This is a genomic window from Ensifer sp. ENS03 (assembly GCF_014852035.1).
Classification (GTDB): domain Bacteria; phylum Pseudomonadota; class Alphaproteobacteria; order Rhizobiales; family Rhizobiaceae; genus Ensifer; species Ensifer adhaerens.
Genome location: NZ_JACVAV010000010.1, coordinates 38297 through 53229 on the forward strand (window position 1 = coordinate 38297; position 14933 = coordinate 53229).

The 14933-nt window shown below is 61.4% G+C and carries 17 protein-coding genes; 12 read left to right on the plus strand and 5 right to left on the minus strand.

Annotated elements, in window-relative coordinates; translation table 11 throughout:
• Window positions 1-11: 11 nt before the first annotated feature.
• Genes IB263_RS27355 through IB263_RS27365 form a run of 3 tightly spaced genes read right to left on the minus strand, consistent with a single transcriptional unit; the run spans window position 12 to window position 2435 of the window.
• Window positions 12-818 carry a sulfite exporter TauE/SafE family protein gene (locus tag IB263_RS27355; protein ID WP_371814226.1) on the minus strand — a complete coding sequence of 269 codons (807 nt, stop codon included), beginning with the start codon at window positions 816-818 and terminating at the stop codon, window positions 12-14.
• Window positions 819-874: 56 nt separating this feature from the next.
• Window positions 875-2074, minus strand: coding sequence for an arsenite efflux MFS transporter ArsK (arsK, locus tag IB263_RS27360; RefSeq protein ID WP_210337770.1), 1200 nt, complete (start codon window positions 2072-2074; stop codon window positions 875-877).
• Window positions 2075-2093: 19 nt separating this feature from the next.
• Window positions 2094-2435 (minus strand): helix-turn-helix transcriptional regulator, encoded by a 342-nt coding sequence (locus IB263_RS27365; RefSeq protein ID WP_060520391.1) that lies wholly within the window; start codon window positions 2433-2435, stop codon window positions 2094-2096.
• Window positions 2436-2478: 43 nt separating this feature from the next.
• On the opposite strand from IB263_RS27365, the gene IB263_RS27370 reads away from it, so the two are divergent.
• The 3 genes from IB263_RS27370 to IB263_RS27380 all read left to right on the plus strand — a co-directional run bounded on the left by IB263_RS27370 (window position 2479) and on the right by IB263_RS27380 (window position 3654).
• Window positions 2479-2997: a DUF6428 family protein gene (locus IB263_RS27370; RefSeq protein WP_192439274.1), complete on the plus strand. Its 519-nt coding sequence runs from the start codon at window positions 2479-2481 to the stop codon at window positions 2995-2997.
• A 90-nt stretch (window positions 2998-3087) separates the two neighbouring features.
• On the plus strand, window positions 3088-3438 hold the full coding sequence (locus IB263_RS27375) for a hypothetical protein (protein ID WP_192439275.1): 351 nt from the start codon (window positions 3088-3090) through the stop codon (window positions 3436-3438).
• 30 nt (window positions 3439-3468) lie between these two features.
• Window positions 3469-3654, plus strand: a complete 186-nt coding sequence (locus IB263_RS27380; protein WP_192439276.1) for a hypothetical protein — start codon at window positions 3469-3471, stop codon at window positions 3652-3654.
• Between the two features lie 435 nt (window positions 3655-4089).
• On the opposite strand, the gene IB263_RS27385 is transcribed toward IB263_RS27380, so the two are convergent.
• On the minus strand, window positions 4090-4293 hold the full coding sequence (locus IB263_RS27385) for a hypothetical protein (RefSeq protein WP_176960320.1): 204 nt from the start codon (window positions 4291-4293) through the stop codon (window positions 4090-4092).
• Between the two features lie 583 nt (window positions 4294-4876).
• Between IB263_RS27385 and IB263_RS27390 the strand changes: the two genes are divergently transcribed.
• Both IB263_RS27390 and IB263_RS27395 read left to right on the plus strand, forming a co-directional pair.
• On the plus strand, window positions 4877-5341 hold the full coding sequence (locus IB263_RS27390; protein WP_034798540.1) for a mobile mystery protein A: 465 nt from the start codon (window positions 4877-4879) through the stop codon (window positions 5339-5341).
• 5 nt (window positions 5342-5346) lie between these two features.
• Window positions 5347-5940, plus strand: coding sequence for a mobile mystery protein B (locus IB263_RS27395; protein ID WP_090297719.1), 594 nt, complete (start codon window positions 5347-5349; stop codon window positions 5938-5940).
• Window positions 5941-7029: 1089 nt separating this feature from the next.
• On the opposite strand, the gene IB263_RS27400 is transcribed toward IB263_RS27395, so the two are convergent.
• Window positions 7030-7959 carry a LysR family transcriptional regulator gene (locus tag IB263_RS27400; protein WP_090428361.1) on the minus strand — a complete coding sequence of 310 codons (930 nt, stop codon included), beginning with the start codon at window positions 7957-7959 and terminating at the stop codon, window positions 7030-7032.
• 92 nt (window positions 7960-8051) lie between these two features.
• Between IB263_RS27400 and speB the strand changes: the two genes are divergently transcribed.
• The 7 genes from speB (at window position 8052) to betA (ending at window position 14873) form a co-directional block, all read left to right on the plus strand.
• Window positions 8052-9023 carry an agmatinase gene (gene speB / locus IB263_RS27405; protein ID WP_113188112.1) on the plus strand — a complete coding sequence of 324 codons (972 nt, stop codon included), beginning with the start codon at window positions 8052-8054 and terminating at the stop codon, window positions 9021-9023.
• 4 nt (window positions 9024-9027) lie between these two features.
• Window positions 9028-9810 carry an SDR family NAD(P)-dependent oxidoreductase gene (locus tag IB263_RS27410; RefSeq protein ID WP_192439277.1) on the plus strand — a complete coding sequence of 261 codons (783 nt, stop codon included), beginning with the start codon at window positions 9028-9030 and terminating at the stop codon, window positions 9808-9810.
• Window positions 9807-10544: an SDR family NAD(P)-dependent oxidoreductase gene (locus IB263_RS27415; RefSeq protein WP_112772678.1), complete on the plus strand. Its 738-nt coding sequence runs from the start codon at window positions 9807-9809 to the stop codon at window positions 10542-10544. The genes IB263_RS27410 and IB263_RS27415 overlap by 4 nt, the downstream gene beginning before the upstream one ends.
• Complete coding sequence (locus IB263_RS27420) at window positions 10541-11431, plus strand: polysaccharide deacetylase (protein WP_060520835.1); 891 nt, start codon at window positions 10541-10543, stop codon at window positions 11429-11431. The genes IB263_RS27415 and IB263_RS27420 overlap by 4 nt, the downstream gene beginning before the upstream one ends.
• Before the next feature lie 102 nt (window positions 11432-11533).
• A complete protein-coding gene (locus IB263_RS27425) occupies window positions 11534-11704 on the plus strand; it encodes a hypothetical protein (protein ID WP_089046047.1) in 171 nt (56 codons plus the stop codon).
• Between the two features lies 1 nt (window position 11705).
• Window positions 11706-13169: a cytosine permease gene (locus IB263_RS27430; RefSeq protein WP_192439278.1), complete on the plus strand. Its 1464-nt coding sequence runs from the start codon at window positions 11706-11708 to the stop codon at window positions 13167-13169.
• Between the two features lie 18 nt (window positions 13170-13187).
• Entirely contained in the window at window positions 13188-14873 is a 1686-nt protein-coding gene (betA, locus tag IB263_RS27435) for a choline dehydrogenase (RefSeq protein WP_192439279.1), read from the plus strand.
• Window positions 14874-14933 lie beyond the last annotated feature (60 nt).

The following is a 14933-nucleotide window of genomic DNA, read 5'->3' on the forward strand; positions in this document are numbered from 1 at the left end:
AAGAAATCCTGTCAGCCGTGCCGCCAGACCTTCACGGCTGACACCAACAAGATCACCGCGAGTGCGGGAAGGAGGATCGAATTCGGGACAATGCCGAGGAGTAGACCGCCGACAAACGTCCCCACCACCGATCCCGCGGCCATGATGAGGACGAACACCCTGTTGCGACCCAGAACCGAAAAGCTCTGGTCGCGGCTGTAGCGGGTAAAGCCCACCAGCATTGTGGGAAGGCTCACCGCCAGTGAGAGGCTACCGGCGAGCTTGATGTCCGCGCCGAAGAGCAGAACCAACGTCGGAATGAGCAACTCGCCCCCGGCGACGCCCAGCAGCGACGCAACGATGCCGATCACGAAGCCGGCGGATATTCCGGCGACAATCTGCCAGTTTCCGGTCAGAAGCGGTTGACCCGCCGAGGTGCTGTGGCCAAGCACCAGCACGACGGCGATTGCGACAAGAAGAACGGATATCACCCTGTAGAGGGTCTCAGATTTCAACCGTGCGGCCCATCCTGCGCCGAACCAGGCACCGATCAGGCTTCCTGCAAGAAGGTTCAGTACGATCGGCCAATTCGATGCGATCTGACTGAAAGGGATCGTGCCGGCTCGAAACGGCAGGGCGCAAGACACGACGACAAGGCTCATTGCCTTGTTCAGGATCACCGCCTCGAGGGCCGCGAAATTGAATGCGCCGATGAGCAGCGGCAGACGGAATTCTGCCCCTCCAAGCCCTATCAACCCGCCGAGTGCGCCGATGATGGCGCCGCCGCCGAAAGCGGCCGGATGACTGCGTGACGTCGTCGATTTGATCGGAGTGTTCACGAAGGCTCGGCTTTCATGGCAATGATCCGCGGACTCTTATGTACGCTCTTCCATTATCAGGCAACGCGGTCGCGACGCACCGATGAGGCGACAGCGACGAACGCCAGGATCCCAAGCGTACCCAGCGCGGCGATCACGAAAAGCGAGAGGGTTGTCCCGAAGTGGTTCATAGCGGCCGCGAACGCAAACGGGGCGGCCGCGCCAGTCGCCAACCTTGCCGCAGCCATCTTGCCCGTGATCGCGCCGTAGCCAGCGGACCCGAAGAGATAGAGGGGCAAGCTCCCCTGAGCGATGCTGTTGATCCCTGACCCAAGGCCAAGACAGATGGCGAAAGCCACCGCACCTGGCAGCCAATCACCTGACACCCCGAGTATTACCGCGCCAGTGACCATGAGAGCGGCAGAGACAATCGCAAGCGCGGGCGGCGACAGGCTCTTTCCGAAGACCATGTTGATCAGGCGGCTCATGACCTGGGCCGGACCAAACAAGGAACCGATCACGACCGCCGCACTGCCAAGTCCGATCGCGCCGAGCATCGGCACCATGTGGGCAAGGATCGCGGCGAGGGTGAAGCCCGAAAGAGAGAAGGCAAAGGAGACCAGCAGCATGCCACGGCGACGCGCCTGGGGTTCGAGAGCGCCGACAACGACCTCGCGGATTCTTGTCTCGTCCGTTTTGGAACTCAGCCTTCCGGCACGCATGATCCAGTAGTGTAGGGGCATGCAGACGATAAGGTTCAGGACGGCGAACACCAGATAGATTTCCCGCCAGGTGAGATATCCGGTCAGTGCCGCGGCGATCGGCCAGAAGATGGTGGAGGCAAAGCCGCCGATGAGTGTCAGATAGGTGATGCTGCGGGACGCCATGCGAGGTTCGCTTTCGACCAGTGTTGCGAAGGCCGCCTGATACTGGACCATCCCGGAGGACACTTCGAGCAGGACAATCGCAAGGACAAAGAGCGACACAGACGGCGACCATGCACAAAGCACCAGCGTTAACGCCGCAAGGGCCGACCCCAGCGTCATCACCGTTGCCGCACCGATCTTGTCCATGTGCCTGCCGATGAACGGAGCAGACAGGCCGCCGATGAACAGCGAGACCGAGAAGACGGCGAAGACCCGCTCCAGGCTGATGCCAAGGTCTTTGGCCATTCCGGGTGCGAGGATGCTGAAGGAATAGTAGAGAGTGCCGTAGCCGATGATCTGCGTGACACCGAGAGCGGAGACGATGCCCGCCGGAACCTTGATCGTATGCAATGACGTGTTCCTTGACGGGCTATGCTTCGCTTGAACAGCAACTGGCGGATCGCTCGACGGACCCGCGGATGCCGGGATGCCCCGCGCAGCAGTCTTCCATCAGGAAAGTCACCAGATCGGCCAGCGTGTCGTAACTTGCGTTATAGACGATCGAGCGCGACTCCCGGCGTTGGGAGATGAGGCCTGATCGTTCGAGTTCCTTGAGGTGGAACGAGACGTTTGATGGAGAGACGCCCATGCGTTCGGCAATCGCGCCGGCGGCCAGACCTTCAGGGCCGGCGATGACCAGGGTCCTCACGATGGAAAGTCGGGTTTCCTGTGAAAGCGCGGCGAAGGAGGAGAGGGCTTGACGATCATCCATATTTCAATAATCCTTGAATCATTGAAATTTAGGATAACCGCAAATGAGCGCGATCGACAATAGCCAATCCCACAAAACCGATATCTCGCTTGGGGAGTTGCTCGGCAGAGCCGCAGAGACACCGGACCTGCCCTTGGTCTTCCTGTATGACGGAAAGCCCGTGAAGCCCGGCTATCACGTGACCGAGGTCAAGGCTGGCCAGTTCTCCGCGCTTGATTGCGGGGCAAATCCGGAAGCCTGGTCGGAGATTTTCGTGCAGCTATGGGACATCGAGGAGGGCGAGCGGACCCATATGACGGCCGGGAAGTTCTCGGCCATCGTCCGCAAGGTTTCCGAACACGTCCGTCTCGACGGGTCCGCCAAGCTGACCTTCGAGGTGAGCGATGGCGTCGGGCCGATGCAGTTGTTCTGCGCGAATACTCCTGTCGCGGAAGACGGCACTCTCCAGGTCGCGTTGACGCCACGGCCTGCGAGCTGCAAGCCTCGGGACCGCTGGTTGGCCGAACAAGCTGCTAAAATCTCTTGCTGTAGTTCCTCCGCCAGCTCTAAGTGCTGCGCATAAGGCGGCGCAAACGACCCGCACCAGCGTTCCGGCCGCCCCGACTCCTCGAAAGCCCGTCCATCTACCGACTTTATGTAGCGCAGGATAACAGTGACGCTGTCGAAGATGGAACGCGCTTCGCTTGAAATGCAGCTTCCCGGTGACCGACGCAAGGAATTCGTCATCAGCATCGACACGGCTCATGTCCGAAGTGCTGATCCTAATTCAGGGCGAAACTTCGAGCTCGTTGTGGCCCGATGCGGCCACGGCGGTCGGGGTGATGTCAGCGGCCGCTATTTCGCGACGAGCAGCACCGACCAAACCGCAATCCGGGATCGAACTTTGCATGCCCTTCGGCAGGAAGGGTATCGCGGTTTCGGCGACGTCACCGTGATCTCGGACGGCGCCGAAATCCTCAAGCGCCTGCCCCGGGCGATGCCGAAGCCGACAGCTCACATCTGACTGTTCCACATCGCCATGAAGATCCAGCCGATGCAGCAGATCGCCAATCACCTCTGCCGCTCCAACTCTGACCGTGCCGATGTACTGCTTACCATTGACAGGGACGTCACGGCCGTGAAGTGGCGTCTGTGGCACGGTCGCGTCGATTGGGCGATCCGCGACCTAGAGCAACTCCTGGTCAGTCTCAAGCAGTCGCAGCGGGAAGGTGAATTCTAGTTTGCACGGCTTCACAGCCTTGGCTCGCAGCTCCCGACCTACATCCGTTCCAACCGCGGTGCGATCATCAACTATGGAAAGCGCTACCCGGCTGGGCTTCGCGTCCCTACGACACTTGCCGAGTCGGCGGTAATTCGCTTGTTGGAAAGCGGATGGTCAAGAAGCAGCAGACGCGATGGTCGCTCCACGGCGCTCACATGCTCACGCAGGTCCGGACGACCGCGTTGAACGGCGGACTTCGCGATCGCTTCAGGGCACCATTCCGACAGCCAGACCCGAACGTGCCTTCGATATTCAAACCCAAGCCACCCCCCTTTGCGCCGCCGGACCCTCGAGAAGTTACCGGTCTCCAAAGGGGCAATCTCAATTAACTGCCAACTCTTAAATTTAGTGCCAGGCTATCTTGTTGAAACTATTGCTGTCGGAGTCTTGCGGTTAAATGCAAAACGACATGGGCGCTTTGTAGCCGCTATAGGCATTGATCCCTTCGGTCGCACCAAGGTCGCCGGAGCGGATCTGCGGCATCTTCGGCAGTAGATCGGTGATTATCTTGGCCACGCTGCTCTTACCCATCCTTGCAAGCGGTCTGGCGATCCGTTCCTCGGCGACGTAGTGAGCGGGCAGGGCTTTTGCTGTCATTTGGACGGCGCAACATCGGCCCCGTGCGCAGTCATGACCCGGAGGTAGTCTTTTCCAAGAGCCCCGTCGTTGTAGTCGCACCAGTCTTGATATTGGACCATACTGACCATCCCTGCGCGAAGAGTTCGCGACGCGTTCTAAGAAGGTGGCGGTTCCAGCGGCTCGAAACTGGTGGTCGAGCATCTGAACCAAACGGTTCCGCACAATCAAGCAGCTCTCAAAAGTTTGCTGCCGTCAGCAGGCGGAAATGTCGCTTCATCGGAAACGCAACAGGCCCGTTATCAGAAAAACGCGCATGACGTGTAGACCCTCCAATCCCATTGCAAGGTCGAGATGCGGTCCGCGAGCCGGCGGTGGAGCTCGTAGCGTAGAAATAATCAGCGGTAAAAGGCGCCATGCAGCTGTTGATGTCGGGTTGGAAAGCCGGCAAGCGTTCACTGCGACCAGAGAGTCACGTTGAAATTGCGGCCACTGCTCATGGATATATGATCAAGAATGGGAATATTGATTATCTTTATATGTTCTATTAAGCTGACCATGATCATTTATTTGTGATAATTTTCTTCTTTATGGACATAAATATATGAACAGAAAGCAAGCCGCGCTCGCGCGAAAACAGTTGGAAAGACGTCTCGCGCCCGTGCGAGAACTCAAAATCATCTCGCCGCCTCGCGGTTGGATGAAGGCCATCCGGGAAGCTCTTGGTATGACCACCCGACAACTTGCCCACCGCATGGGAGCGGCTCCGTCTCGCATACCGGCCATCGAGAAGGCCGAGGTTTCCGGAGCGACAACAATCAAGACCCTTCGTGAGGCCGCTGCGGCAATGAACTGCACGTTCGTCTACGCTTTCGTGCCGATAAAACCGCTCGACGATATCCTTTACGAGCGTGCCGCCGAAAAGGTGGGCGAGGATATGACGAGGCTCGACCACACCATGCGGCTGGAGAATCAGGCGCTGCTTAAGTCGGACCTGGAGGCAGAACGTCGGCGGCTCGTGGAATCCCTGCTTACCGACGCTGCACGGCGCCTTTGGGATGAGGATTGAGATCCATGGCTGAAGATCCTCTATTCGAGCACGACGACGAGGCAAACACCCCTCTACCCCCTGAGGAGCGGGAGCGGCTCATCCCTTCCTACATCACCTTGCGGCACGAGTTGAATGAGGCCGAGCAAGTCAATATCGGCGAGGGCCTGCGGTGGGCAACGTCGCGAAAAAGGGACGTGCTCGACCAGGCTTTTCTTTGTGAGCTGCATCGCCGCATGTTTGGGGACGTTTGGGACTGGGCTGGGGACTACAGAACCACGCCTCGCAATATCGGTATCGATGCCTATCGCATCTCAGTGGCAGTCAGGCAGGTGGTCGACGACGTACGCTACTGGGTCGAACAGGAAACTTTTCCACCCGACGAGATCGCCGTGCGGTTCAGTCATATGCTCGTGGCCATTCATCCCTTTCCGAACGGGAACGGCAGATTTTCCCGGCTGGCTGGTGATCTGCTGGCACGTCGGCTTGGCCGGCCGCCCTTTACCTGGGGCAGAGCTGATCTGGTGGATGCGGGCGAGACCCGCGCTCGTTATGTTGCGGCCCTTCGGGCGGCTGATAACCACGACATAGGACCGTTGCTGGCGTTCGCCCGCTCTTGAGGTTCGAACGGGGAGTTAGCCAGCCGAACTGAACCGAGGAAGACGATATGAAGACATTCACGCAGTCGCAGTGTCGGGCGAAATGAAAAACTGATCCCCTGGAGGTGCGGACGAATTCTTGGACTAACAGGAGATAGTTCATGTATTCGTACGAAGACCGCATGAGAGCCGTGCAGCTCTACATCAAGCTTGGCAGACGCGTGAAGTCCATCGCGGACGCGCTGGGGATACACAAGACGGGCTGACAGATCAGAGATCGCGCACCTTGCCCGGCACGGAAGCGCCTGCCGTGGACAACATCGTGTCCAATACCAAACAACGAGGAAAGCCCTCTTCGGCTTTCGAGCCATCGATCAGAAATTTGCCTGAGGCGGGCGGGAGAACGCATCCCGTCCTACCCGCTTATGCGGCGTGAGCCGTCTGTGATTGCCCTGCCAGATGGAATCGAAACCCCGGAGCGTCAGCTTCGAGTGCTGCTCAAGCATGTTGTGCCGCATGGCTCGGGCAATAGCGCGCGAAAGCGTTCTGTCATACGTTCGCTCGCCCGGTCCGGCCGGCACGCCGAGCCTCGAACTGTAGAGCGCGTCGTCAGCTTATGGGCAATGCGCCCGCCTTCATCGAATGCAGCAAGCTGGCATGCCGTCGAGTTTGCGTGCGGGGTTATACTGATGGATGCCGCCATTGCTCTTGGCACCGCCATGGCGACCGTTGCGCTGTCCGACAGAATGGCGACACCTTCGCCGATTACCTGCATGACTGCATTATGTCCGACATTCCGGCCACGAGGCGCTGATCATCGAGGACGATCTGGGCAGCGAGTTTGGCTATCGGGGCGGTCCGATTCCACCGCTGAAAGCGCTCGATCAGGCCAGCCAGGTCATCTATATCGGCGCCTTCAGCATGACGCTGCTGCAATCCCTGCGCGTCGGGTACATGATCATGCCGAGGGCGCTAGCGGAAAGGTGCCGCCGGCTGATTCAGGTTCGCTATGGGCGTTGCCGCAGTTCACCGAACAGATCGTTACCACGATTGAGTCGTCCGACACATCCAATCCGCGTGTCGAGGATCACCCCGAAATCGCCATCGAGTCTAGCCGGGGCGCGCGCTTGCGAGGATCGCCTGGGCAAGCGTCTCGGCGGCACGCGAGGGCTTGCTGCGGGGATGGGCGATGTGGAACATGTCCTCGAACGTCATGCGCTCGGGGGCGAGCAGCCGCAGGCGACCGTTGCGTACCCATTCGTCGGCGTAGTGGTCGGGCAAGAAGCCGATATAGGCGCCGGAGAGGAGCAATAGCAGCGTGCCCTCCATGTGCGGCGTGGCCGCCGCCCAGTGGAAGTTTACCCCACAGATCGTCTCGGTAAGCATGTAGGTGCGACCAGCAAAAGACTGCGCTTCCAGAACTGCGTCGGTGAGCGCATCGTCGGGCAGGTCGAATAGCGGGTGACCCTGCGCGCAATAGAGTTTCTGCACCTCGGAAAAAACGGGCTGCGTGCGCAAATGCGGCGTCGCGCTGCCGACCGTCGGCATCAGCACGATCTGATAACCACCATTTAGAAGGCCCTGATGCAGCACCTGCGGCGCGGCGACGTCGATCTCCAGATGCACACGCGGCGCCTGTCGGTGGAAGGCAGCGAGCGCCCCCTGGAGATCGAGATCCCGGTTGGTAATCATCGCGTCGACAGTGCCGAAGGTCAGGCTGCCGGTCAGTTCCCCTTGCGCTTCGCCGACACGGCTCTGGAACTTTTCCAGCGCGCCGAAAAGATCCAGCGTCGCCTCATAAACGAGGCGTCCTTCGTCGGTCAGAAGGAAACCGCTGCGCCCGCGGCTGCAGAGGCGTAAGCCCAGCCGCTCCTCAAGGTGGCGCATATGGGTGGAGATGGTCGCCTGCGTCATCCCGAGTGATGATTGCGCGGCGGAAAACCCCCCATGCTGCACGACGGAGGCAAAGACACGCAACAATCTCAACTCTGCATCGCCGAGCGACAGATTGAGGATGCGATGGCGAACCTTGTTGATCATTCATTGATTAAGTCATAACTAAACATCCAATCATAGATATTTTTAAGCGTATCGACCTTCCACACACTCCCTTCATCCTGAGGAGGAGAGACATGGCGGGTAATTCCTATGAAACCGGGCGGCTGAACCTGCCGTTCGTCGGCATCTGCACCTTCGGCAAATATCCCTACCAGCCGGACTGGGATGCGATCGATGCGGATGTGGCGATCCTCGGCGCGCCGTTTGACTGCGGTACGCAATGGCGCGCCGGCACCCGCTTCGGGCCGCGAGCCATCCGCGAGGCATCGACGCTGTTTTCCTTCGGCCATGGGGGCGCCTACGATCACGAGGACGACGTCACCTACCTGCCGAGCGACAAGGTTTCGATCGTCGATATCGGTGACGCCGACATCGTCCACACCGACACGATGAAGAGCCATGCCAACATCGAATTCGGCGTGCGCAAGATCCTGGCCGCCGGCGCGCTTCCGGTGGTGCTCGGCGGTGACCATTCGGTCAACATCCCCTGCATCAACGCGTTTGAAGACGACTGTGCTGAACACGGCCCGATCCATATCGTCCAGATCGACGCGCATCTCGACTTCGTCGACGAGCGGCACGGGGTTCGCTACGGCCACGGCAATCCCATGCGCCGGGCCGCCGAGAAGCCCTATGTCTCCGGGCTCTCGCAGTTCGGCATCCGCAACGTTTCCTCGACGGCCAAGGAAGGCTACGAGAATGCGCGGTCAATGGGCTCGGATATCCTGTCCGTGCGCCAGATCCGCGCGCTCGGCACGGAGAAGGTTGCTTCGCGCGTGCCGGCCGGAGCCCGCTACTACGTCACGATCGATATCGACGGCTTCGATCCCTCGATTGCGCCGGGCACCGGCACGCCGTCCCATGGCGGCTTCATCTATTACGAGGTGCTGGAGATCCTCTCGATACTCGCCAGGCGCGGCACCATCGTCGGCATCGACCTGGTCGAGGTTGCGCCGGATTACGACCACTCAGGCTCGACCTCGATCCTCGCCGCCCAGGTGCTGATGAACCTCATCGGCCGCGTCATGCACGCCAAGAGAGGCTGAGACCATGGGTCGTATCGCTTACGATTTTTCCGGCGAACACGTGCTGGTGACGGGCGCCAGCCGCGGCATCGGCCGCGCGGTCGCGGAAGGTTTTGCCGCCGCCGGGGCAGAGGTCACCATTCTTTCCTCCGGCCGTGGAATTCACGAGGCCGCCCGCGAGATGTCTGAACGCTTCGGTCGCAGGATCGAGGCCCTCGAATGCGATATCACCGACAGTGCTGCCGTTAAGGCGACACTCGCGCCGCTGGGTCCCATCGATGTGCTCGTCAACAATGCCGGGCTCGAGCGCATTACGCCGGTGACCGACGAAGACGACGGTGTCGAAGACACGTTCCGACGCATCACCGACATCAACACCAACGGCACCTTTTATGTGACCCGCCACGCGCTGCCTCACATGCGCGAGGGGGGCCGCATCGTCGTCACCGCGTCGATCTGGAGCCGTGTCGCGGTGCCGGAGTTCTCCGCCTATATCGCCTCCAAGCATGCCAATCTCGGCTTCACCCGGGTGATGGCCAAGGAACTTGGGGGACGATGCATTCGTGTCAATGCCGTCTGCCCCGGCTGGGTGCGCACCGAGGCGGCGATGCTGTCGCTGAAGAACATGTCGCTGCGCACCGGGCGCAGCGAGGAGGACCTGCTGGACGAGATCGTGGGAGCCCAGGTTCTGCCGGGCCTCCTGGAACCGGAAGACCTCGCTGCACCCTATCTCTTCCTCGCTTCCGATGGCGCAAGGGACATGACGGGCCAGGCGCTGATGCTCGACCGCGGCGAGGTGATGGCATGAGTGCGCGCGTTCTTGTCACCGGCGCCTATCGCGGTATTGGGGCTGCTTGCGCCCTGGCATTCGCAGCGACAGGAGCTCGGGTTGCGCTTGCCGATATTCGCAAACCGGACGAGACGGCGATTTCGGCCGTACAGGCAGGGGCTACGGAAACCCTGACGCTTGCCTGCGATGTCTCAGACGAAGGTTCGGTCGCCGCCATCGGCGAGGTGGTGCAACGGACGTTCGGCGGACTGGATATCGTCGTCCACTGCGCCGGCGTCATTCATGAAGCGCCCTTGCTTGAAACACCCGTTGCGGATTTCGACCGGGTCATCGCCATCAACCTGCGTGGCAGCTTCCTCGTCGGCAAGATGGCATTGGGGCTGATGGGGGGAACGGCTGAGGAGCCCGCGCGGCTGATCATGATTGCCTCCGACATGGCCTATTACGGCCGCGAGACCTTTTCGCCCTATGTCGCGTCCAAGCACGGCGTGCTCGGTCTGGTGCGTTCCTGGGCAAAGGAATTTGCGCCGCGCGTGCTGGTCAATGCGATCTGCCCCGGTCCGATCGATACCGAGATGCTTGGGGCGGCGAACATGAGCGCCGAATGGCGTGCCAGGGAACTGGCGATACCGCTTGCGCGCTTCGGCAAGCCCGAGGAGATCGCCGAACTCGCACGGTTTCTCGCCGGCTCCGGCGGGCGCTACTTCACCGGCCAGGGGATCGGCAGCAACGGCGGGAGCATCATGCCATGATAGCCAATCCCATTCCCTGGCCGAACGGCGCCAAATGCGCCGCCTCCATCACCTTCGACATGGATGCCGACAGCCTCGTCCATATCGCCCATCCAAAGGATGGCCACAGCCGCGTATCGGCGATCTCGATGCTGCAATACGGGCCGAAGGTCGCGATCCCGCGCATTGTCGAGAGCTATCGGCAACTGGGCATCAAGCAGACTTTCTTCGTGCCGGCCTGGTGCATCGAGCAATATCCGCAGGCGATCGAGGCCATTCTGGAAGGCGGCCACGAGCTGGCGCATCACGGTTTCCTGCACGAGCACCCCCGCGAACTTTCGGACGAGCAAGAGGCGCACTGGCTCGACCGCGGCATCGAGGTGATCGTGAAGGCGAGCGGCAAGCGACCGCGTGGCTGGCGGGCGCCGCTTTACAATTTTTCCCACCGGTCCGCTGACCTCCTGGTGTCGCGGGGCTTTGCCTACGACGCTTCGTTGATGGGTGACGACATTCCCTATCTGCTTGAATGCGACGCCGGCGCCCTCGTCGAGCTGCCGTCGCACTGGGGCCTCGACGATTGGCCGCAATATGTCCAGTCGATGGACCTCGACTACATGATGCCAATCCGCGCGCCGGAGCAGGGCTTTGCCGCCTTTTCGCAGGAGTTCGAGGCGGCCTATCGCCACGGCGCGCTGTGGGTGCCGGTCGTGCATCCCTTTGCCACCGGCCGGCTTGCCCGCTGGGAGGTGGTGCATCGCTTCCTCGAACAGGTTCTCACGCGCGGTGACGTCTGGTTCGCGCCGATGGAGGAGATTGCCGCCCATGTGCGGCGTGTTGTCGAAAACGGCAGCTGGTCGCCGAGGATTGACCGACTGCCCTTCTATTCCGAGCCCGTCACGGTTCGGTAGCCGGCAGCGGGTTTATCCGCTTCCGAAGATCGGCGGCTGATGGAGCCGCAATGGACTTCGCGGAAAGACGCCAGAAGGCGCGACGCGAAAAGGGGAACGACGATGGAAAACAACGATATCGCCTGGCAGAGCGAACTGGCGCGGCGCGCCCGCATCTATGAAGATATCGAGGCGGGCGACCGCTTCGAGGGCACGATGACTGCGCTCGACTACACCGGCATGACGGTATTGACGCTCGTGCTGGTCGTCGGCTTCTGGCTCTGGGGGGCTTGAGATGACCGATCATGTCGCACTCGAACATCTCTCCACTTTGAAGACGGAACAGGAAGAGGCCGCCCGTAATCGTGCTGCCGCCGAGCGCGGCGATGCGCCCCTCTTGCCGTCTGAACGGCTCTGGGGCTTCTGGGAGTTCACCTATGCCAATTCGGCACTGGCGATTGCCACCTGGGCCTTTCTGATCGGCGGCTCTGTCGGCCTCTTCGTCGGGCCGAAGGAGGGTATCGCCGCCATTATCATCGGCAACATCGTCGGCGTCGTGCTGACGGCGCTCGCCACCACCACCATGACCGGCCGCTACGGCGTTGAGCAGTTCGTGGCGCTGCGCAGCCAGTTTGGCTACAACGGCAGCCGCGTCGTCTATGTGCTCGCCGTCGTCATTCTCACCATGGGGTGGCTTGCGGTTCTCGCGATGATGTTCGGTCGCTCGATCGACGGGCTGATGGCGCTGAGCGCCGGTGAGGCCGCCAATCCGACGGGCGCGAAGATGATCATCGCCGCGATCGGCGCAATCCTGCTCACCTGGTTCATCGTCGCCAAGGGGCCGACCTCGATCAAGTTCTTCAACATGGTCGTGTCGCCGGCGCTGGTCCTCTTGATGGTGGCGATGCTCTACCTCATTCTCAGCCATCATTCGATCGGCGAGCTTCTGGCCTTGCCGGCCCTTGCGCCGCCTTTCGAGGACAAGACGCTGAACTTCATCGTCGCGGTCGAGGTCAATCTGGCAGCCGGCTTCTCCTGGTGGCCTTATATCGGCAATCTGGCGCGGCTGACGAAGAACGAGCGCACCGCCTTCTGGCCCAATGTTCTCGGTATCTTCGGGGCGGCAGCACTCGGCGAAATTGTCGGCCTGCTTGCAGCAGTCGCACTCGGCGAAAGCGATCCGACGATCTGGATGACGAAGATCGCCGGTCCGATGATCGGCATCGTCGCGCTGCTTTTCGTCGCCTTCGCCAACATGACCTCGATGGCAAACATCCTCTACACGTCGATCGTCGGCCTCAGGCAGGTCGGAACCGCATCGGTTCGCGCCATTTCCTGGGGCGCAATCCTGTTCCTCTTCTGCCTCATCCCGTTCGGGCTCGTGGTCTTCCACCCGCAGATGTATGACGGCTTCTTCATCTTCCTCGTCTGGACTTCGGCGCTGAATTCCGCGCTCGCCGGTATCGGGATCGCCGACTACTTCTTCCTGCGTGGCCAGAAGCTCGACATGCGCAGCCTGCACGGACCGCAGGAAAACGGACCCTATCGGTTCTGGGCGGGCTTCAACCCCATCGGGCTCTTTGCCCTTGCGGTCGGCTTCATCGTCTATGTCGCCGTCTTCAATCCGCAGACGCTGGCAAGCCTGCCGGCCTTCAAATACCTGACCGCCTCCGTGCCGTCCTGCCTTGCCGCAGGCGCCACCCACTACGTGCTCACGCGGCTTTTTGCCCGTGGCCGTGGTTGGGGCCAATACCCGTAACGCCTGGAGAAGACCGCCATGAGCGACACCTACGACTACATCATCATCGGCGCAGGATCGGCCGGCTGCGTGCTCGCCAACCGCCTTTCGGAGGACCCGTCGACCAGGGTGCTGGTTCTTGAATTCGGCGGCAGCGACAAGTCGATCTTCATCCAGATGCCGACGGCGCTTTCGATCCCGATGAACGGAACGAAGTACAATTGGAAATACATGACCCTGCCGGAGCCCGGTCTCGACGGCCGGCGCGTGCATTGCCCGCGCGGCAAGGTCATCGGCGGCTCGTCCTCGATCAACGGGCTCGTCTACATGCGCGGCCACGCCAGCGACTTCGACGAGTGGGAGGAACTGGGTGCGCGCGGCTGGCGCTACGCCAACTGCCTGCCCTATTTCCAGCGCGCCGAAAGCTGGCAGGACGGAGGCGACAGCTATCGCGGCGCCTCCGGGCCTCTTGCGACCAATGCCGGCAACGGGATGAAGAACCCGCTCTATGGCGCCTTCGTCGATGCCGGCCGCGAGGCGGGTTACATCACCACAGACGACCCGAACGGGCACATGCAGGAGGGCTTCGGGCCGATGCACATGACCGTCAAGGACGGCGTGCGCTGGTCGACGGCCAACGCCTATCTGAAGCCGGCGATGGAGAGGCCGAACCTCACGGTCATCACCCATGCGATGACGCGGCGCGTGCTTGTCGAAGGCAAGCGCGCCGTTGGCGTCGAGTACGAGCTCGGCGGCGAGCGTCATGTCGCGCGCGCCAACCGCGAGGTGCTGATTTCCTCCGGACCGATCGGATCGCCGCACCTGTTGCAGCGCTCCGGTATCGGGCCAGCCGCCGTGCTGCAGAAGGCCGGTGTTCCCGTGCTGCACGATCTGCCAGGGGTCGGCGAGAACCTGCAGGATCATTCCGAGGTCTACATCCAGTATGCCTGCAAGGAGCCGATCACGCTCAACGGCAAGATGGGGCTCTTCAGCAAGGCTCTGATCGGGGCCGAATGGCTCTTGTTCAAGAAGGGGCTTTCGGTCTCCAACCACTTCGAAAGCGGCGGCTTCATTCGCTCCGACGCGTCGCTGCAATGGCCGGATATCCAGTTCCACTTTCTGCCGGCCGCCATGCGCTACGACGGTAAGAAGCCGCTCGACGGCCACGGTTTCATGGTGCTGACCGGTCCGAACAAGCCGAAGAGCCGCGGCTATGTCCGGCTACGCTCTCCGGAAGCCCATGAGCAACCGGATATCCTTTTCAATTATCTCGACCGCGAGGAGGACCGCGAGGGCTTCCGCCGCTGCCTGCGGCTGACGCGCGAAATCATCGCCCAGCCGGCCTTCGACCGCTTTCGCGGCGAGGAAATGGCGCCGGGCAAGGATGTTCGAAGCAACGACGAGATCGACGCCTGGGTGCGCGAGACAATGGAAAGCACTTACCATCCTTGCGGCTCCTGCCGCATGGGTGAGGACGGAATGGCAGTCGTCGACAGCGAGCTCAAGGTCCGCGGCATCAACGGGCTGAGGGTGATCGACAGTTCCGTCTTTCCGTCAGAGCCGAACGCCAACCTCAATGCGCCGACGATCATGCTGGCGGAACGCGCCTCCGACATGGTGCGCGGCAAGCCACTGCTTGCGGCTTGCAACGCCGCAGTTGGCGTCGCCCCCGGCGTTGGCGTCACCCAGCGCAGTGGAAAGCCGCTTCGCGCCGTCCGGCAATAATGATCCTTGGAAAGGGCGGTGCGTCATGTTGCGCGGTATCGGTTACGTGGTCGCCCGGCG